Genomic DNA, 17,246 nt, shown 5'->3' with positions numbered 1-17,246 from the left:
CGGGACCGAATGAGGGCAATAACCGGTAACATATTTATGCTTTGTGGTTGCAGGGGGCGGCTCTAGTATGAGGGGAGACAGAAAAGAGAGGTGGCAATGAGTCAGCAATACAAGGTCCTGGTGGTGGACGACGATCTGAAACTGCGTTCCTTGCTGGAGCGCTACCTCACCGAGCAGGGGTTTGTAGTGCGAGGTGTCGCCAACGGGGAGCAGGCCGATCGCCTGCTGACTCGTGAAAACTTCAGCCTGATGGTGCTTGATCTGATGCTGCCGGGGGAAGACGGCCTCTCCATCTGCCGCCGCCTGCGCGAGGCCGGCAACCAGATCCCTGTCTTGATGCTCACCGCCAAGGGGGACGAAGTGGATCGCATCGTCGGTCTGGAGATGGGGGCCGACGATTATCTGCCCAAGCCGTTCAACCCCCGTGAGCTGCTGGCCCGGATCCGCGCCGTGCTGCGCCGCCATACCGTGGAGCTGCCCGGCGCCCCTTCCGCGGCGGAGAAGATGGTGAGTTTCGGGGCCTACCAGCTCAATCTGGCGACCCGTGAACTGAGCCGTGATGGCGAACCGGTTGCCCTGACCAGCGGGGAGTTCGCCGTGCTCAAGGTGCTGGTGAGTCATCCTCGCGAACCGCTCTCCCGTGACAAGCTGATGAACCTGGCCCGTGGTCGCGAGTACACGGCCACCGAGCGCAGCATCGATGTGCAGGTCTCCCGCCTGCGCCGCTTGCTGGAACAGGACCCGGCCCAGCCCCGCTATCTGCAGACCGTCTGGGGTCTGGGGTATGTGTTCGTACCGGACGGTGAGAACGCATGAAGAAAGTGGGCAGCATGTTCTCCCGCATGCTCTGGTTTCTGGCTGCCGTGCTGGTGGTCTATCAAGTCGTCTCCTACGTTACCTTCTACAACTACCTGCTGGCGCCGACCGTCAAGCAGATCAGCCACCTGCTGGCAAACCAGGTCAAACTCATCTTTCCGGTGGACAACAACCAGCTGGCGCTCAGTGAAGATGCCGAGGCGCTGGTCTATGTGACCACTGGCAGCGACATCTATACCCAGAGCGAGGCGGAGCAGCACGGGCTGAATGATTCCAAGCCCTACACCTATCTGGAGCAGAGCATCAGCCGCGAATTGAAAGGGGATACCAGGGTCAGAGTTGAAATCCAGGATCACTACATCATCTGGATCCAGCCTCCCCAGGCAAGCCAGATGTGGGTGCGCATTCCCCTGACGGAAATTGAAGATGACGACATCGAACCGCTCATCCTCTATATGAGCGTCTTGCTGGTGGTGACCCTGTTTGCAGCCTGGCGTTTTGCCCGTCAGCTGGTGCGACCGCTGGAGGATCTGGAAGCGGGGGCCGTGGCGGTGGCGCGCGGCAACTTTCCCGATGCCCTGGGGGAGCAGGGCTCGCGGGAGGTGCGCCGCCTGACCCGCACTTTCAACCACATGTCGAGCTCCATCAAGGGGCTGATCGAGGAGCGCAACCTGATGATGGCCGGGGTATCCCACGATTTGCGCACCCCTCTCACCCGCATTCGTCTCGCAACCGAGATGATGTCCTCGGGGGATGAGTACCTCAAGGAGAGCATCAATGCGGACATCGATGAGTCGAACGGTATCATCGATCAGTTCATCGACTACATTCGCCCGAACGAGGGGCTCGATGCCCGACCCGTCGACCTGACCCAGCTCATTCACGATGCGTTGCTGATGCAGACCGATCAGGGACTGGAATTGGAGCTGCTCCTGCCGGAGGAGGCGGTGCGTGTGGCCTGCCATCCCATCAGCATTCGCCGTATCCTCAACAATCTGTCGGGCAACTCCCTGCGCTATGGTGCGACTCGGTTGCAGGCCGAGCTCAGGGATGATGGCCACTGGGTGCGGCTGCGACTCTCCGACAATGGCCCGGGGATTGCAGAAGAGGACTACTCCCGGGTGCTCAAGCCCTTCACCCAGGGCAATGTGGCGCGCACCGGTGGCGGCAGCGGGCTGGGGCTGGCCATCGTTGCCAAGATAGTCTCCCAGCATCACGGCACCATTAGGTTGGGGCGCTCCGAACTGGGGGGCTTGCAGGTGGAGATCCGGCTACCCAAGAACCAGCCTCTGGAGTGGATGGATTGAAAGCAGGGCATATCGAGGGATACGCCCTTTGTCTGTCAGGGGTGGGGGTCGCTCACCTTGCGGTAGCGCTTGCCATATTTGAGTTGCTGGATAAGCAGGGCGGCGACGATGAGAACCAGCCCGATGGGGGTTGCCGGGTGAATGGTTTCGCCGATCAACAGGTTGAGCAGCACCAAAGAGGCAAACGGCGAGATGAAGATGAGGTTGCTGATGGGGGCCGTGTTGGTGGCGTGGCGCAGGGCCATCAGCCAGAGCACGAAACCGAAACCCATCTCGAACAGCCCCACATAGATGGCGCCAGCCCATCCCTGCCAGGCGGTCATGGCAAAGTCCGAGAGCAACCAGGTCGCCACGATGATGAAGGGCAGGCTGATGAGGAAGCCGAGCAGCAGGCTGACGACGGGGTCCCCCTGATTGCGGGTGTTGAGGATCCAGTAACCGGCCCAGATCAGGGTCGACACCAGCGCCAGCGTGACGCCGAGGGGGCTGTCGAACTGCAGACCGAACACGTCCCCCCTGGTGGCGATCACCAGGGCGCCGAAATAGCCGAGCACGATGGCGACGCCATCGCGGCGGCGCAGCTTTTGACCGAGGAAGGGAACGGCCAGCAGGCTGAGGGTGATGGCCCAGGTGTAGTTGAGAGTCTGTGCCTGCTGGGCGGGCAGCAGATCATATGCCTTGAACAGCAGCAGGTAATAGAGAAAGGGGTTCAGGACCCCGAGAGCGAGGTAGTAGAGGGGGCGACTCTTGATGTAGTCGAGCAGTAGTGGCAGTTTGCCCTGACAGGCCACAATGCACCCCAGGGTCAGGGTCGAGGTGCAGGCCGCGACCAGCAGCAGCTGTACCGGTTCAAAGTAGGCGAGGGAGATCTTGAAGGCGCTGGCCACCGTGGACCAGAGGGCGACGGCACAGAGCCCGTACTGGTAGGCTTTCTTCTGATTCTTGAGCATGGGATGGGTTCCGCAGACAGGGACGAGGGCGCAGTCTATCAGCCTGTTTGCAACATTGTCGTTACCCCTGCCAGGCAAGGGCTTGCCCAGCGGTTGGCGAGATCCATCTGTCACATAAAATTGCGCACAATCTGTCCGCCTTCACTTGCGTGAGTGGAAAAAATCCGTATAATCCTCTCCGCTTGCCCATGAGGCAGCCAGACGATATGTCTGCTTGCTGAGCTTCCCGTTTACGAGTTGCCAGCCATACAGTCCTCCCGATATGGGAGGAAACGTGAAAAATCACACCTCTGGCGGGAGTAATCCAGGTCGGGCGGTGTTGATTTATGTTCTTTTATCTATTGGAGCTCTGTCAATGCAGAACCAAAGAATCCGTATCCGCCTGAAGGCTTTTGATCATCGCCTGATCGATCAATCCACTGCGGAAATCGTTGAAACTGCTAAGCGCACTGGCGCGCAGGTTCGCGGTCCTATCCCGCTGCCGACTCGCAAAGAGCGTTTCACCGTTCTGATCTCCCCGCACGTCAACAAAGACGCGCGTGATCAGTACGAGATCCGCACTCACAAGCGTCTGGTAGACATCGTTGAACCGACTGATAAGACCGTTGACGCTCTGATGCGTCTGGATCTGGCAGCTGGTGTAGACGTCCAGATCAGCCTGGGTTAATTACGGAAAGAGGTTGATAACAATGACAATCGGTCTTGTAGGTCGCAAAGTGGGTATGACTCGCATCTTCACTGAAGATGGCGTTTCTATCCCGGTGACTGTTATCGAAGTTGAAGCTAACCGTGTAACTCAGGTCAAATCTGTAGAAACCGACGGCTACAACGCTATTCAGGTTACCACTGGCGCCAAGAAAGCCAGCCGCGTAACCAAGCCGGAAGCTGGCCACTTCGCCAAAGCTGGTGTAGAAGCCGGTCGCGGTCTGTGGGAATTCCGCCTGAACAACGGTGAAACTTTCACTGTTGGTAGCGAGCTGAAAGTAGATCTTCTCGCTGACGTTAAGCTGGTAGACGTTACCGGCACATCCAAGGGTAAAGGTTTTGCCGGTACTGTTAAGCGCTGGAACTTCCGTACCCAGGATATGACCCACGGTAACTCCCTGTCCCACCGTGTACCTGGCTCCATCGGTCAAAACCAGACCCCGGGCCGTGTATTCAAGGGCAAGAAGATGGCTGGTCACATGGGTGCTGAGCGTGTAACGACTCAGAACCTGGAACTGGTTCGTGTTGACGCTGAACGCAACCTGCTGCTCATCAAAGGCGCAGTACCGGGTGCAACCAACGGCAACGTGATCGTTAAACCTGCCGTCAAAGCGTAACGTCTGAGGAGATAGTAATGGAATTGGTAATGAAAGACGCCAAGAGCGCTCTTGAAGTTTCCGAGACTACCTTCGGGCGCGAATTCAACGAAGCTCTGGTTCACCAGGTTGTCGTTGCATATGCCGCTGGTGCCCGTCAGGGTACTCGTGCGCAGCTGACTCGCTCTGAAGTGTCTGGTGGCGGCAAAAAGCCGTGGCGTCAGAAGGGTACTGGTCGTGCCCGTGCTGGCTCCATCCGTTCGCCCATCTGGCGTTCCGGTGGTGTGACCTTTGCTGCTAAGCCGCAAGATCACAGCCAGAAAGTAAACAAGAAGATGTACCGCGGCGCTATCCGTAGCATCCTGTCCGAGCTGGTACGTCAAGAGCGCCTGATCGTTGTTGAGAAGTTCGGCATCGAAGCGCCGAAGACCAAAGAACTGATCGCCAAGCTGAAAGAAATGGAACTGACTGACGTTCTGATCGTGACTGCTGAAGTCGATGAGAACCTGTTCCTGGCTGCTCGTAACCTGTACAAAGTTGACGTGCGTGACGTTGCCGGTATCGACCCGGTCAGCCTGATCGCTTTCGACAAGGTTCTGATGACTGCTGACGCAGTTAAGCAAATCGAGGAGATGCTGGCATGATCCGTGAAGAGCGTCTGCTGAAAGTTCTGAAGGCTCCGCACATCTCTGAAAAGAGCACCATGGTCGCAGAAAAGCAGAACACTATCGTGTTCAAAGTTGCTGTTGATGCCACCAAGGCGGAAGTCAAAGCTGCAGTTGCGAAACTGTTCGAGGTCGAAGTTGAGACCGTCCGTACCCTGAACATGAAGGGTAAGACCAAGCGCGCAGGTGCACGCGTAGGCCGTCGTTCCGATTGGAAAAAGGCTTATGTGACCCTGAAAGCTGGTCAGGACATCGACTTCATGGGCGCAGCCGAGTAAGAGGAGTTCTGAAAAATGGCAATCGTTAAGTGCAAGCCTACTTCTCCGGGCCGCCGCCACGTCGTCAAGATCGTCAACCAAGAGCTGTACAAGGGCAAGCCCTTCGCCGCTCTGCTGGACAGCAAAAGCAAGTCCGGTGGCCGTAACAACAACGGTCGTATCACCACTCGTCACATCGGTGGTGGTCACAAGCAACACTACCGTCTGATCGACTTCAAGCGCGACAAAGACGGCATTCCGGCCAAAGTTGAGCGTCTGGAATACGATCCTAACCGTACCGCAAACATCGCCCTGGTGCTGTATGCAGACGGTGAGCGTCGTTACATCCTGGCTCCGAAAGGCCTGAAAGCTGGTGATGCAATCGCCTCTGGTGCTGATGCTGCCATCAAGGTAGGTAACACCCTGCCGATGCGCAACATCCCGGTCGGTTCTACCGTTCACGCCGTAGAGATGAAGCCTGGTAAAGGTGCCCAGCTGGCTCGTTCCGCTGGTACTTTCATCCAGATCCTGGCTCGTGAAGGTAACTATGTAACTCTGCGTCTGCGTTCCGGCGAAGTACGTAAAGTTCTGGCCGAGTGCCGCGCTACCATCGGTGAAGTGGGTAACTCCGAGCACATGCTGCGTCAACTGGGTAAAGCCGGTGCTAACCGCTGGCGTGGTATTCGTCCGACCGTTCGCGGTATGGCGATGAACCCGGTTGATCACCCGCACGGTGGTGGTGAGGGTCGTAACAAGGGCATGCAGCCTGTGTCCCCATGGGGCCAGAAGGCTAAGGGCTTCAAGACCCGTAAGAACAAGCGTACCGACAAGTATATCGTACGTCGTCGTAACAAGTAATTGTTAACATAGAGGAATCACCATGCCACGTTCTCTCAAGAAGGGTCCATTTATCGACCTGCACTTGCTGAAGAAGGTAGAGAAAGCGGTGGAAAGCGGGGATAAAAAGCCGGTTAAGACCTGGTCCCGTCGTTCAATGATCATCCCGAACATGATCGGTTTGACCATCGCTGTCCATAATGGTCGTCAGCACGTTCCGGTTTTCGTTACCGAAGAAATGATCGGTCACAAACTGGGTGAATTCGCACCGACTCGTACTTATCGCGGCCATGCTGCTGATAAGAAGGCTAAGAAGCGCTAAGGGATAAATGATGGAAGCTATCGCTAAACACCGTTATGCCCGTACTTCTGCCCAGAAAGCTCGTCTGGTAGCCGATCAAGTACGTGGTCTGTCTGTAGACAAGGCTCTGAACATCCTGACCTTCAGCCCGAAAAAGGCTGCTGTTCTGGTGAAGAAAGTGCTGGAATCTGCCATTGCCAACGCTGAGCACAACGAAGGTGCCGATATCGACACCCTGCGTGTTGCCACCATCATGGTAGACGAAGGTCCCTCCATGAAGCGCATCCGCCCGCGTGCCAAAGGTCGCGCGGATCGTATCCTCAAGCGTACCGCTCACATCACTGTAGTGGTATCCGACGCTAAGGCTGGGAGATAAGCAATGGGTCAGAAAGTACATCCTAATGGCATTCGCCTGGGTATTACCAAGCCTTGGAATTCTACCTGGTTCGCGAACACCAAAGACTTCGCTGACAACCTGTACAGCGATTTCCAAGTACGCCAGTTCCTGACCAAGGAGCTGAAAAACGCTTCCTTGTCCAAGATCACTATCGAGCGTCCGGCCAAGAGCATCCGTGTGACCATTCACACCGCTCGTCCGGGTGTCGTGATCGGCAAGAAAGGCGAAGACGTTGAAAAACTGCGCAAAGCTGTAGCCGCAATCGCTGGCGTGCCTGCTCAGATCAACATTTCCGAAGTCCGCAAGCCGGAGCTGGATGGCAAACTGGTTGCCGACAGCATCACTTCCCAGCTGGAGCGTCGCGTAATGTTCCGTCGTGCTATGAAGCGCGCCGTACAGAACGCCATGCGCCTGGGTGCCAAGGGCATCAAAGTGGAAGTTTCCGGCCGTCTGGGCGGCGCTGAAATCGCGCGTACCGAATGGTACCGTGAAGGTCGTGTGCCCCTGCATACCCTGCGCGCCGACATCGACTACGCAACTTCTGAAGCCCACACCACTTACGGTGTGATCGGCGTTAAAGTTTGGATCTTCAAGGGCGAAGTTCTGGGCGGTCTGGCTGCAGTCAATGCTGCCGCTGCTCAAGAGCAAGCTCCTGCGAAGCCCAAGCGTGACAACAAGCGCCGCGCTGCCAAGTAAGGAGATTCGGTAAATGTTGCAACCTAAGCGTACTAAATTCCGCAAGACCCACAAGGGTCGTAACCGCGGTCTGGCCAATGCCGGTAACGAAGTATCCTTCGGTACCTTTGGCCTGAAGGCGACATCTCGTGGTCAACTGACTGCTCGTCAAATCGAAGCAGCCCGTCGTGCCATGACCCGTCACGTTAAGCGTCAAGGCAAGATCTGGATCCGTGTGTTCCCGGACAAGCCCATCACCGAAAAGCCCCTCGAAGTTCGTATGGGTAAAGGTAAGGGTAACGTGGAATACTGGGTTTGCCCGATCCAGCCTGGCAAGGTTCTGTACGAGATGGATGGTGTACCTGAGGCTCTGGCGCGTGAAGCGTTTGCCCTGGCCGCAGCTAAGCTGTCTGTTCAGACCACTTTCGTAATTAAGACGGTGATGTGATGAAAGCCCAAGATCTGCGTCAAAAGAGCGTCGAAGAACTGAACCAGGAGCTGCTGGGTCTGCTGCGTGAGCAATTCAACATGCGCATGCAAGCTTCCACCGGCCAGCTGGCTCAGACTCACACTCTGAAACAAGTGCGTCGTGACGTCGCACGTATCAAGACTGTACTGACTGAGAAGGCAGGTGCGTAATGACTGACAAGATCCGTACTCTGCAAGGTCGTGTAATCAGCGACAAGATGGACAAGTCCATCACCGTCGCTATCGAGCGCAAGGTAAAGCACCCGATCTACGGTAAGATCATCAAGCGTACTACCAAGCTGCACGTGCATGACGAGAACAACGAGTGCAAGGCTGGCGATCTCGTGGAAATCCGCGAGTGCCGCCCGCTGTCCAAGACCAAGTCCTGGACCCTGGTTGCTGTCGTAGAAAAGGCCTAATTCGGTACTTTTTAGCCCAAACGGCCCCCCATCGGGGCCGTTTGTTTTTTAGGCTACCTTTTCAAAAATAGCTGTGTTATAGTTTCGCGCCTTTTGAAGGCAGCCAGATCCCATCAGGGATAAGAAGTAAACAAAGCGGAGCACTAAGATGATCCAGATGCAAAGTATGCTGGGTGTTGCCGACAACTCCGGCGCTCGCAGTGTAATGTGTATTAAGGTTCTGGGTGGTTCGCACCGCCGTTATGCCGGCATCGGCGACATCATCAAGGTTTCCATCAAGGAAGCCATTCCTCGCGGTAAAGTGAAGAAAGGTGATGTGTATAACGCGGTGGTCGTACGCACCCGTAAAGGCGTTCGTCGTCCGGACGGCTCTGTCATCCGTTTCGACAACAATGCGGCTGTGTTGCTTAACAACAACCAACAGCCAATCGGTACTCGTATTTTTGGCCCGGTGACCCGTGAACTCCGTAACGAGAAGTTCATGAAGATTGTGTCCCTGGCACCCGAAGTACTGTAAGGAGTCGAACGATGGCAGCTAAAATCCGTCGCGAAGACGAAGTAATTGTTCTTACCGGCAAAGACAAGGGCAAGCGTGGCAAAGTCACTCAAGTCCTGATTGCAAAAGGTAAGGTAATCGTGGAAGGCATCAACCAGGTGAAGAAACACCAAAAGCCGGTACCCGCACTGGGTCAGGCTGGCGGCATCGTCACCAAAGAAGCCCCCATCGATGTATCTAACGTCGCGCTGTTCAACTCTGCCACTGGCAAGGCTGACCGCGTTGGTTTCCGGATTGAAGACGGCAAGAAAGTCCGTTTCTTCAAATCCACCGGCGAACTTGTGAAGTAATTGGAGTTTAACGATGGCGAAACTGCATGATTACTACAAATCCGATGTAGTAAATGAACTGTCCAAGCAGTTCGGTTACAAGACTATCATGCAAGTCCCTCGGATCGAGAAAATCACCCTGAACATGGGTGTTGGTGAAGCGATCTCTGACAAGAAGTTGCTGGAAAATGCTGCTGCCGATATGGCTGCCATTTCCGGTCAGAAGCCGCTGATCACCAAAGCACGCAAATCTGTTGCGGGCTTCAAGATTCGTGAAGGCTACCCGATAGGTTGTAAAGTAACCCTGCGTGGCGAGCGTATGTGGGAGTTCCTGGAACGGCTGATTTGCATCTCCGTACCGCGTATCCGTGACTTCCGTGGTCTGAACGCCAAGGCGTTCGATGGCCGTGGTAACTACTCCATGGGCGTGCGTGAGCAAATCATCTTCCCGGAAATCGACTATGACAAGGTCGATCGCGTCCGTGGTCTGGATATCACCATCACCACTTCCGCGAATACCGACGAAGAAGGCCGTGCTCTGCTGGCTGCCTTTAACTTCCCATTCCGCAAGTAAGGTTAGGGTTATGGCTAAAACATCCATGAAAGCACGTGAAGCAAAGCGTGCGAAGCTGGCAGCCAAGTTCGCGACCAAGCGTACCGAGCTGAAAGCTATCATCGTTGATATGAACGCTTCTGAAGAAGCGCGTTGGGATGCTGTCTTGCAACTGCAACAGCTGCCCCGTGATTCCAGTCCGTCCCGCCAGCGTAACCGTTGCAACATCACTGGTCGTCCGCACGGTTTCCTGCGGAAGTTTGGCCTCTCTCGCATCAAGGTGCGTGAGCATGCCATGAAGGGCGAAATTCCGGGCCTCAAAAAGGCCTCTTGGTAAGAATCTCGGGAGTTAGACTATGAGCATGCAAGATCCGATCGCGGATATGCTGACCCGCATCCGTAACGGTCAGGCGGCGAGCAAAGTTGCGGTTTCCATGCCTTCTTCCAAGCTGAAAGTGGCTATCGCCAAAGTGCTGAAAGAAGAAGGTTACATCGCTGGCTACAACGTAGCTGGTGACGTGAAACCGGAACTGGAAATCGAACTGAAGTATTTCCAGGGCAAGCCGGTTGTAGAACTGATCCAACGCGTGAGCCGTCCCGGCCTGCGTATTTACAAGCGCACTACTGATCTGCCGAAAGTCATGGGCGGTCTCGGTGTTGCTATCGTGTCCACGTCTAAAGGTGTGATGACCGACCGTGCTGCCCGCAAGGCAAGCATGGGTGGTGAGATCATCTGCTACGTCGCTTAATAGGAGGTCGGAAATGTCTCGCGTTGCTAAGGCACCCGTCACTATTCCTGCTGGCGTAGAGGTGACTCTGAACGGCCAAGAACTGTCCATCAAAGGTGGCAAGGGTTCCCTGGTTCGTTCCATCCACGCTGGTGTAGAAGTGACCAAAGAAGACAATGTACTGAAGTTCGCCCCGCGCGACGGCATCGCTGGTGCTGACGCTCAGGCCGGTACTGCCCGTGCATTGGTCAACAACATGGTAGTCGGTGTTACCCAAGGCTTCGAGCGCAAGCTGCAGCTGGTTGGTGTAGGTTACAAAGCCTCCATCAAGGGCAATGCTGTTGCGCTGGCACTGGGCTTCTCTCACCCGGTAGAGCATGCGCTGCCGGCTGGTGTCACCGCTGAATGTCCGTCCGCCACCGAGATCGTTCTGCGTGGTGTGGACAAGCAGCTGGTTGGCCAAGTCGCCGCCGATATCCGTGCTTACCGCGCTCCGGAGCCCTACAAGGGCAAGGGTGTACGCTATGCCAACGAGCAAGTGCGTACTAAAGAAGCTAAGAAGAAGTAAGGTAACACTATGGACAAGAAAGCAGCTCGTCTCCGTCGTGCTACTCGTGCTCGGAAAAAGATGCAGGAACTGGGAGCTACCCGTCTGGTTGTTCACCGTACCCCGCGTCATATCTATGCGCAGGTTATTGCAGCCAACGGTTCCGAAGTTCTGGCCTCTGCTTCCACAGTAGAGAAAGCCATCAGTGAAGCTCTGAAATACACCGGTAACGCAGATGCTGCTACCGCTGTAGGTAAGGCTATCGCTGAGCGTGCTATTGCCAAAGGCGTTCAGAACGTATCTTTCGATCGTTCCGGTTTCAAGTATCACGGTCGTGTAGCCGCTCTGGCTACCGCTGCTCGTGACGCTGGTCTTCAGTTCTAAGCTAGGAGTCGAAGATGGCTAAAGTCGAATCTCAAGCCGGCGAACTGCAAGAAAAGCTCATTGCAGTAAACCGTGTTTCGAAAACTGTTAAAGGTGGTCGTATCATGTCCTTCACCGCGTTGACCGTGGTGGGTGATGGTAACGGCCGTGTAGGTTACGGTTACGGTAAGGCCCGTGAAGTTCCGGCCGCCATTCAAAAGGCGATGGAACAGGCTAAGCGTAACCTGAACAAGGTTGAGCTGAACAACGGCACCCTGCATCACCCGGTGCGTGGCGTTCACTCTGGTTCCACCGTGTTCATGAAGCCGGCCTCCCAAGGTACTGGTATCATTGCAGGCGGCGCCATGCGTGCCGTACTGGAAGTTGCTGGTATCCACAACGTGCTGGCCAAGACCTACGGTTCCACCAACCCAATCAACGTTGTTCGCGCAACTGTCGACGCTCTGGTTCACGGTCAATCACCGGAACAGATCGCGGCCAAGCGTGGTCTGCGCGTTGAAGAAATTCTGGGGTAATGCGACATGGCTAACACTGTAAAAGTAACTCAAACTCGCAGCTCTATCGGCCGTCTGCCAAAGCACAAGGCGACTCTGCGTGGTCTGGGTCTGCGTCGCATTGGTCACACCGTTGAGCTGGAAGATACTCCCTGCGTACGCGGCATGATCAACCAGGTTTATTACATGGTTAAGGTGGAGGGCTAAGCATGCGTCTGAATACTCTGTCTCCGGCCGCTGGCTCCAAGCGCGTCAAGCACCGTCCGGGCCGTGGTATCGGTTCTGGTCTGGGCAAGACCGGTGGTCGTGGTGTTAAAGGTCAAACCTCTCGTTCCGGTGGCGGCAAGGTCCGCAACGGTTTCGAAGGCGGCCAGATGCCTTTGAAAATCCGTCTGCCGAAGTTCGGTTTCTTCTCTCGCAAATCTTTGGTTTCTGCCGAAGTGCGCCTGAACGAAATCGCCCTGGTAGAAGGTGATGTGGTCGACGTGAGCACTCTGAAGCAAGCCGGTGTTATTACCAAAAACATCGTGTTCGCTAAAGTTGTTCTGTCTGGCAACATTGACCGTGCTGTGACCGTTCGTGGTCTGTCCGTCACCAAGGGTGCACGTGCAGCCATCGAGGCCGCTGGCGGTAAAATCGAGGAATAATCAGTACAATGGCTAAGAAACCAGGATTGGATGTTAAAGCACAAGGTGGTCTGAGCGAACTGAAGAGCCGTCTGCTTTTCGTTCTCGGGGCAATTATCGTGTTCCGTGCAGGCTCTTATGTGCCGATCCCTGGTATTGACGCCGCCGTACTGGCCGAGTTGTTCCAACAACAGAAGGGCACCATCATTGAGATGTTCAACATGTTCAGTGGTGGTGCACTCTCGCGTGCTTCTATTCTTGCACTGGGGATCATGCCGTACATTTCGGCGTCGATCATTATCCAGTTGCTGACTGTGGTTCATCCTGCTCTTGCTGAACTCAAGAAAGAGGGTGAATCCGGCCGTCGCAAGATTAGCCAATATACCCGTTGGGGCACGCTGGTTTTGGGAACGTTCCAGGCCATTGGTATTGCAACCGGTCTGCCGAATATGATGCAAGGACTCGTGACTCATCCGGGTTTGGGCTTCTATTTCACAGCCGTTGTGAGTCTGGTCACCGGTACCATGTTCTTGATGTGGTTGGGTGAACAGATTACCGAGCGTGGGATCGGTAATGGTATCTCGTTGATTATCTTCACAGGTATCGTCGCCGGTCTGCCTCATGCCATTGGCGCTACGGCCGAACAGGCACGTCAAGGGGAATTGCACATCCTGCTGTTGTTGTTGCTGGGCTTGATTGTTTTCGCTGTGACTTACTTTGTGGTGTTCGTTGAGCGTGGTCAGCGTCGTATCGTCGTTAACTATGCCAAGCGTCAACAAGGCCGCCAGGTATTCGCTGCGCAAAGCACACACCTGCCGTTGAAAGTGAATATGGCCGGTGTGATTCCTGCGATTTTCGCATCCAGCATCATCCTCTTCCCGGGTACCATTACCTCCTGGTTTGGTCAGGGCGAGGGCAAGATCGCTGACATCCTGCAACAGGTCTCTATGGTCCTGCAGCCGGGTCAGCCCTTGTACGAGATGCTCTATGCAGCAGCCATTATCTTCTTCTGCTTCTTCTATACCGCGCTGGTGTTCAACCCCCGCGAGACAGCAGATAACCTGAAGAAGAGTGGAGCCTTTATCCCGGGGATCCGCCCGGGCGAGCAGACAGCACGTTACATCGATAAGGTTATGACTCGCCTGACATTGGCAGGTGCGCTCTATATTACCTTTATCTGTCTGGTACCCCAGTTCCTGATGACTGCCTGGAACGTACAGTTCTACTTCGGTGGCACCTCGCTGCTGATTATCGTGGTAGTTATCATGGACTTCATGGCTCAGGTTCAGACCCATATGATGTCTCATCAATATGGCGACGTCCTGAGGAAGGCCAACCTGAAGGGCTACGGCCGCTAAAGGTCGGCGTAGTTACGGAGTTAAGCAATGAAAGTTCGTGCTTCCGTTAAGGCAATCTGCCGTAACTGCAAAATCATCAAGCGTCACGGTGTGGTGCGTGTGATTTGCAGCGAGCCAAAGCATAAACAGCGCCAAGGCTAATTTTTTACGGTTAGTACTTGCAACAAATAGTTGTGCTGGCTAATATAGCCAGCCAACTTTTGTTGTGTATTGGTTGACCGCCACGTATCCGCTCACGGGCTTTGTGGTGGTCGTTATCTACTATATGTAGGAGTGAATAGTGGCCCGTATCGCTGGCATTAACATTCCTGACCATAAACATGCAGTCATTGCGTTGACTGCTATTTATGGCGTCGGTCGTACCCGCTCCAAGGCCATCTGTGCCGCAGCCGGTATCGCTGAGAATGTGAAAATTAAAGACCTGGACGAAGCTCAGATCGAGAGTCTGCGTGAACAAGTAGGTAAATTCACCGTTGAAGGTGACCTGCGTCGTCAGATTTCCATGAACATCAAGCGATTGATGGATCTGGGTTGCTACCGTGGTTTGCGTCACCGTCGTAGCCTGCCTGTTCGTGGTCAACGTACCAAGACCAACGCTCGTACCCGTAAGGGTCCGCGCAAGGCTATCAAGAAGTAACGGGAAGGTAGAAAATGGCTAAAACTCCGACTCGTGCTCGCAAGCGCGTTAAAAAGCAAGTGAGCGACGGTATTGCGCACGTTCATGCATCTTTCAACAACACAATCGTGACCATTACTGACCGTCAGGGCAATGCTCTGTCTTGGGCTACCTCTGGTGGTTCCGGTTTCCGTGGTTCCCGTAAGTCCACTCCGTTTGCTGCCCAGGTAGCTGCTGAGCGTGCTGGTGAGATCGCCAAAGAATACGGCGTGAAGAACCTGGAAGTCATGGTCAAAGGTCCGGGTCCCGGTCGTGAGTCTTCCATCCGCGCTCTGAACGCGGCTGGTTTCCGCATCACTAACATTACTGATGTGACTCCGATCCCGCACAACGGTTGTCGTCCTCCCAAGAAGCGCCGCGTGTAACGCTGTAGCTACTTGGTCTAGGATTGTTGGAGAAAGAAGATGGCAAGATATATCGGTCCTAAGCTTAAGCTTAGCCGTCGTGAGGGCACCGACCTCTTCCTGAAGTCTGGTGTTCGTGCGATTGATTCTAAGTGCAAGATTGACACCGTTCCTGGTCAACACGGTGCGCGTAAAGCGCGTCTGTCCGACTACGGTGTGCAACTGCGCGAGAAACAAAAAGTACGTCGTATCTACGGCGTATTGGAAAAACAGTTCCGCAACTACTACCGCGACGCTGCCCGTCAAAAGGGTAACACCGGTGAAAACCTGTTGCAGCTGCTGGAAGGTCGTCTGGACAACGTCGTCTACCGCATGGGCTTCGGCGCCACTCGTGCTGAATCTCGTCAGCTGGTGAGCCACAAAGCCATCATGGTAAACGGCCGCGTTGTGAATGTTCCTTCTTTCCAGGTATCCCCTGAGGACGTGATCTGCGTTCGCGAGAAGGCTAAGAAGCAAGCGCGTATCAAAGCTTCCCTGGAAGTTGCTGGTCAGCGCGAGAAGCCGACTTGGGTAGAGGTTGACGCTGCTAAGATGGAAGGTGCCTTCAAGCGCCTGCCGGAGCGTTCCGACCTGTCTGCCGACATTAACGAACAGCTGATCGTCGAGCTTTACTCCAAGTAAAGCTAGCTTCTAAAGAGAGGACACAATGCTGGGTTCTGTAACAGATTTTCTTAAACCGCGGCTAGTTGACATCGAGCAAGTTAGCCCGACTCACGCGAAAGTGACTCTCGAGCCGCTTGAGCGTGGCTTTGGCCACACGCTGGGCAATGCCCTGCGTCGTATTTTGCTGTCATCTATGCCCGGTTGTGCGGTTACTGAAGTCGAGATCGACGGAGTACTGCACGAGTACAGCAGCAAAGAAGGTGTACAGGAAGACATTCTTGAAATCCTGCTCAACCTGAAAGGTATCGCTGTGAAGCTGGAAGGCAAGGACGAGGTAACTCTGTCCCTGACCAAGTCTGGAACAGGCCCCGTTACCGCTGGTGATATCACTCACGGTGATGAAGTCGAGATCGTAAACCCGGAGCACGTAATCTGCCACCTGACTGGTGCAAATGCTGAGATCAGCATGCGCCTGAAAGTTCAGCGCGGTCGTGGTTATGTGCCTGCTTCTGCTCGTGTTCACAACGATGATGAAGAGCGTCCCATCGGTCGCCTGCTGCTGGACTCCGCGTTCAGCCCCATCGTTCGCATCGCCTACAATGTCGAGGCGGCACGTGTGGAACAGCGCACCGACTTGGACAAGCTGGTTATCGACATGGAGACCAATGGTACTCTGGATCCGGAAGAAGCCATCCGTCGTTCCGCCACTATTCTGGCAGAGCAACTGGAAGCCTTCGTGGATCTGCGCGATGTCAGCGTGCCCGAGAAGAAAGAAGAGAAACCCGAGTTTGATCCGATTCTGCTGCGTCCTGTCGATGATTTGGAGCTGACAGTTCGTTCAGCGAACTGTCTGAAGGCAGAAGCTATCCACTATATTGGTGATCTGGTACAGCGTACCGAAGTTGAGTTGCTTAAGACTCCTAACCTCGGTAAGAAGTCCCTGACTGAGATCAAGGACGTGTTGGCCTCCCGTGGTCTGTCTCTTGGCATGCGCCTTGAGAACTGGCCGCCCGCCAGCATCGCTGACGAGTAATCCAGATTACGGGTTTCACAGATTTAGTTAGAAGGATAAGGTCATGCGCCATCGTTTGAGTGGTCGTCAACTGAACCGGAACAGCAGCCATCGTCAGGCTATGTTCCGCAACATGGCCAGCTCCCTGGTTCGTCATGAGATCATCAAGACGACTCTGCCTAAGGCAAAAGAGCTGCGTCGTGTAGTTGAACCGCTGATCACCCTTGCCAAGACTGATAGCGTTGCTAATCGTCGCCTGGCATTTGCCCGTACTCGCGATAACGCGATCGTGGCTAAGCTGTTCAATGAACTGGGCCCGCGCTACCTGGAGCGCGCCGGCGGTTATACTCGCATTCTGAAATGCGGTTTCCGTGCTGGCGACAACGCTCCTATGGCTTACATTGAGCTGGTAGACCGCCCGGCCGCTGCTGAAGCAGCTGCTGAGTGATAAAAGAAAAAGCCGGGCTTGTCCCGGCTTTTCTTTTAGTTGATTCTGATACTGCCTCTACTGCCTCTACTGCCTCTACTGCCTCTACTGCCTCTACTGCCTCTACTGCCTCTACTGCCTCTACTGCCTCTACTGCCTCTACTGCCTCTACTGCCTCTACTGCCTCTACTGCCTCTACTGCCTCTACTGCCTCTA

Annotated in this window: 31 protein-coding genes; 30 read left to right on the top strand and 1 reads right to left on the bottom strand. The window is 55.0% G+C overall.

All coding sequences use genetic code 11. The annotated features are described in order from the left end of the window. Window positions 1–96: 96 nt before the first annotated feature. Complete coding sequence (gene ompR, locus J9889_RS13915) at window positions 97–816, top strand: two-component system response regulator OmpR (RefSeq protein WP_010672556.1); 720 nt, start codon at window positions 97–99, stop codon at window positions 814–816. Continuing rightward, a complete protein-coding gene (envZ, locus tag J9889_RS13910; protein ID WP_210557053.1) occupies window positions 813–2,123 on the top strand; it encodes a two-component system sensor histidine kinase EnvZ in 1,311 nt (436 codons plus the stop codon). The genes ompR and envZ overlap by 4 nt, the downstream gene beginning before the upstream one ends. Before the next feature lie 35 nt (window positions 2,124–2,158). On the opposite strand, the gene J9889_RS13905 is transcribed toward envZ, so the two are convergent. After that, window positions 2,159–3,073: a DMT family transporter gene (locus J9889_RS13905; RefSeq protein ID WP_041214072.1), complete on the bottom strand. Its 915-nt coding sequence runs from the start codon at window positions 3,071–3,073 to the stop codon at window positions 2,159–2,161. A 355-nt stretch (window positions 3,074–3,428) separates the two neighbouring features. On the opposite strand from J9889_RS13905, the gene rpsJ reads away from it, so the two are divergent. The 28 genes from rpsJ to rplQ all read left to right on the top strand — a co-directional run bounded on the left by rpsJ (window position 3,429) and on the right by rplQ (window position 17,051). Then, window positions 3,429–3,740, top strand: coding sequence for a 30S ribosomal protein S10 (rpsJ, locus tag J9889_RS13900; protein WP_005307944.1), 312 nt, complete (start codon window positions 3,429–3,431; stop codon window positions 3,738–3,740). 22 nt (window positions 3,741–3,762) lie between these two features. Next, window positions 3,763–4,395: a 50S ribosomal protein L3 gene (gene rplC / locus J9889_RS13895; RefSeq protein WP_010672559.1), complete on the top strand. Its 633-nt coding sequence runs from the start codon at window positions 3,763–3,765 to the stop codon at window positions 4,393–4,395. A 17-nt stretch (window positions 4,396–4,412) separates the two neighbouring features. After that, window positions 4,413–5,018 (top strand): 50S ribosomal protein L4, encoded by a 606-nt coding sequence (rplD, locus tag J9889_RS13890; protein WP_005340616.1) that lies wholly within the window; start codon window positions 4,413–4,415, stop codon window positions 5,016–5,018. Next, window positions 5,018–5,317, top strand: a complete 300-nt coding sequence (gene rplW / locus J9889_RS13885; protein ID WP_342690021.1) for a 50S ribosomal protein L23 — start codon at window positions 5,018–5,020, stop codon at window positions 5,315–5,317. Before rplD ends, rplW begins: the two co-directional genes overlap by 1 nt. Before the next feature lie 15 nt (window positions 5,318–5,332). Next, the gene (rplB, locus tag J9889_RS13880; protein ID WP_010672560.1) at window positions 5,333–6,154 is read left to right on the top strand and encodes a 50S ribosomal protein L2; all 822 of its coding nucleotides are present in this window, start codon (window positions 5,333–5,335) and stop codon (window positions 6,152–6,154) included. A gap of 22 nt (window positions 6,155–6,176) precedes the next feature. Continuing rightward, window positions 6,177–6,455: a 30S ribosomal protein S19 gene (rpsS, locus tag J9889_RS13875; protein WP_005307960.1), complete on the top strand. Its 279-nt coding sequence runs from the start codon at window positions 6,177–6,179 to the stop codon at window positions 6,453–6,455. Between the two features lie 10 nt (window positions 6,456–6,465). Further along, a complete protein-coding gene (gene rplV / locus J9889_RS13870; protein ID WP_010672561.1) occupies window positions 6,466–6,810 on the top strand; it encodes a 50S ribosomal protein L22 in 345 nt (114 codons plus the stop codon). A gap of 3 nt (window positions 6,811–6,813) precedes the next feature. Further along, window positions 6,814–7,527: a 30S ribosomal protein S3 gene (gene rpsC / locus J9889_RS13865; protein ID WP_005331168.1), complete on the top strand. Its 714-nt coding sequence runs from the start codon at window positions 6,814–6,816 to the stop codon at window positions 7,525–7,527. 13 nt (window positions 7,528–7,540) lie between these two features. Beyond that, a complete protein-coding gene (gene rplP, locus J9889_RS13860; protein WP_010672562.1) occupies window positions 7,541–7,954 on the top strand; it encodes a 50S ribosomal protein L16 in 414 nt (137 codons plus the stop codon). Further along, a complete protein-coding gene (rpmC, locus tag J9889_RS13855; protein WP_005307965.1) occupies window positions 7,954–8,145 on the top strand; it encodes a 50S ribosomal protein L29 in 192 nt (63 codons plus the stop codon). The genes rplP and rpmC overlap by 1 nt, the downstream gene beginning before the upstream one ends. Beyond that, window positions 8,145–8,393: a 30S ribosomal protein S17 gene (rpsQ, locus tag J9889_RS13850; RefSeq protein WP_005307966.1), complete on the top strand. Its 249-nt coding sequence runs from the start codon at window positions 8,145–8,147 to the stop codon at window positions 8,391–8,393. Before rpmC ends, rpsQ begins: the two co-directional genes overlap by 1 nt. 148 nt (window positions 8,394–8,541) lie before the next feature. After that, window positions 8,542–8,910 carry a 50S ribosomal protein L14 gene (rplN, locus tag J9889_RS13845; protein ID WP_005307975.1) on the top strand — a complete coding sequence of 123 codons (369 nt, stop codon included), beginning with the start codon at window positions 8,542–8,544 and terminating at the stop codon, window positions 8,908–8,910. 11 nt (window positions 8,911–8,921) lie between these two features. Next, window positions 8,922–9,239 carry a 50S ribosomal protein L24 gene (gene rplX, locus J9889_RS13840; RefSeq protein ID WP_005307977.1) on the top strand — a complete coding sequence of 106 codons (318 nt, stop codon included), beginning with the start codon at window positions 8,922–8,924 and terminating at the stop codon, window positions 9,237–9,239. A gap of 13 nt (window positions 9,240–9,252) precedes the next feature. Further along, complete coding sequence (gene rplE, locus J9889_RS13835) at window positions 9,253–9,792, top strand: 50S ribosomal protein L5 (RefSeq protein ID WP_005331162.1); 540 nt, start codon at window positions 9,253–9,255, stop codon at window positions 9,790–9,792. Between the two features lie 10 nt (window positions 9,793–9,802). After that, the gene (rpsN, locus tag J9889_RS13830; protein WP_005331161.1) at window positions 9,803–10,108 is read left to right on the top strand and encodes a 30S ribosomal protein S14; all 306 of its coding nucleotides are present in this window, start codon (window positions 9,803–9,805) and stop codon (window positions 10,106–10,108) included. Between the two features lie 19 nt (window positions 10,109–10,127). Beyond that, window positions 10,128–10,520, top strand: coding sequence for a 30S ribosomal protein S8 (gene rpsH / locus J9889_RS13825; protein ID WP_010672564.1), 393 nt, complete (start codon window positions 10,128–10,130; stop codon window positions 10,518–10,520). A 13-nt stretch (window positions 10,521–10,533) separates the two neighbouring features. After that, a complete protein-coding gene (gene rplF, locus J9889_RS13820; RefSeq protein WP_010672565.1) occupies window positions 10,534–11,067 on the top strand; it encodes a 50S ribosomal protein L6 in 534 nt (177 codons plus the stop codon). Between the two features lie 9 nt (window positions 11,068–11,076). After that, entirely contained in the window at window positions 11,077–11,430 is a 354-nt protein-coding gene (gene rplR / locus J9889_RS13815; protein WP_041212181.1) for a 50S ribosomal protein L18, read from the top strand. Between the two features lie 14 nt (window positions 11,431–11,444). Then, on the top strand, window positions 11,445–11,945 hold the full coding sequence (gene rpsE / locus J9889_RS13810; RefSeq protein ID WP_005340605.1) for a 30S ribosomal protein S5: 501 nt from the start codon (window positions 11,445–11,447) through the stop codon (window positions 11,943–11,945). 6 nt (window positions 11,946–11,951) lie between these two features. Continuing rightward, on the top strand, window positions 11,952–12,131 hold the full coding sequence (gene rpmD, locus J9889_RS13805) for a 50S ribosomal protein L30 (RefSeq protein WP_005307985.1): 180 nt from the start codon (window positions 11,952–11,954) through the stop codon (window positions 12,129–12,131). A gap of 2 nt (window positions 12,132–12,133) precedes the next feature. Beyond that, window positions 12,134–12,571: a 50S ribosomal protein L15 gene (gene rplO, locus J9889_RS13800; RefSeq protein WP_005307987.1), complete on the top strand. Its 438-nt coding sequence runs from the start codon at window positions 12,134–12,136 to the stop codon at window positions 12,569–12,571. A gap of 8 nt (window positions 12,572–12,579) precedes the next feature. Further along, window positions 12,580–13,908 carry a preprotein translocase subunit SecY gene (gene secY / locus J9889_RS13795; RefSeq protein ID WP_010672567.1) on the top strand — a complete coding sequence of 443 codons (1,329 nt, stop codon included), beginning with the start codon at window positions 12,580–12,582 and terminating at the stop codon, window positions 13,906–13,908. A 27-nt stretch (window positions 13,909–13,935) separates the two neighbouring features. Beyond that, on the top strand, window positions 13,936–14,049 hold the full coding sequence (rpmJ, locus tag J9889_RS13790) for a 50S ribosomal protein L36 (protein ID WP_005319705.1): 114 nt from the start codon (window positions 13,936–13,938) through the stop codon (window positions 14,047–14,049). A 139-nt stretch (window positions 14,050–14,188) separates the two neighbouring features. Further along, window positions 14,189–14,545 (top strand): 30S ribosomal protein S13, encoded by a 357-nt coding sequence (gene rpsM, locus J9889_RS13785; RefSeq protein WP_005307991.1) that lies wholly within the window; start codon window positions 14,189–14,191, stop codon window positions 14,543–14,545. Between the two features lie 14 nt (window positions 14,546–14,559). Then, window positions 14,560–14,949 carry a 30S ribosomal protein S11 gene (gene rpsK / locus J9889_RS13780; RefSeq protein ID WP_005319702.1) on the top strand — a complete coding sequence of 130 codons (390 nt, stop codon included), beginning with the start codon at window positions 14,560–14,562 and terminating at the stop codon, window positions 14,947–14,949. A gap of 39 nt (window positions 14,950–14,988) precedes the next feature. Further along, a complete protein-coding gene (gene rpsD / locus J9889_RS13775) occupies window positions 14,989–15,609 on the top strand; it encodes a 30S ribosomal protein S4 (RefSeq protein ID WP_010672568.1) in 621 nt (206 codons plus the stop codon). 25 nt (window positions 15,610–15,634) lie between these two features. Further along, on the top strand, window positions 15,635–16,624 hold the full coding sequence (gene rpoA / locus J9889_RS13770) for a DNA-directed RNA polymerase subunit alpha (protein WP_005307997.1): 990 nt from the start codon (window positions 15,635–15,637) through the stop codon (window positions 16,622–16,624). A gap of 43 nt (window positions 16,625–16,667) precedes the next feature. Beyond that, window positions 16,668–17,051: a 50S ribosomal protein L17 gene (gene rplQ / locus J9889_RS13765; protein WP_005307999.1), complete on the top strand. Its 384-nt coding sequence runs from the start codon at window positions 16,668–16,670 to the stop codon at window positions 17,049–17,051. Window positions 17,052–17,246: the final 195 nt, after the last annotated feature.

The sequence above is a fragment of the Aeromonas sp. PrichA-15 genome (genome assembly GCF_017939245.1).
In the GTDB taxonomy this organism is placed as follows: domain Bacteria; phylum Pseudomonadota; class Gammaproteobacteria; order Enterobacterales; family Aeromonadaceae; genus Aeromonas; species Aeromonas caviae.
This window is presented reverse-complemented; position numbering and strand designations above follow the sequence as displayed.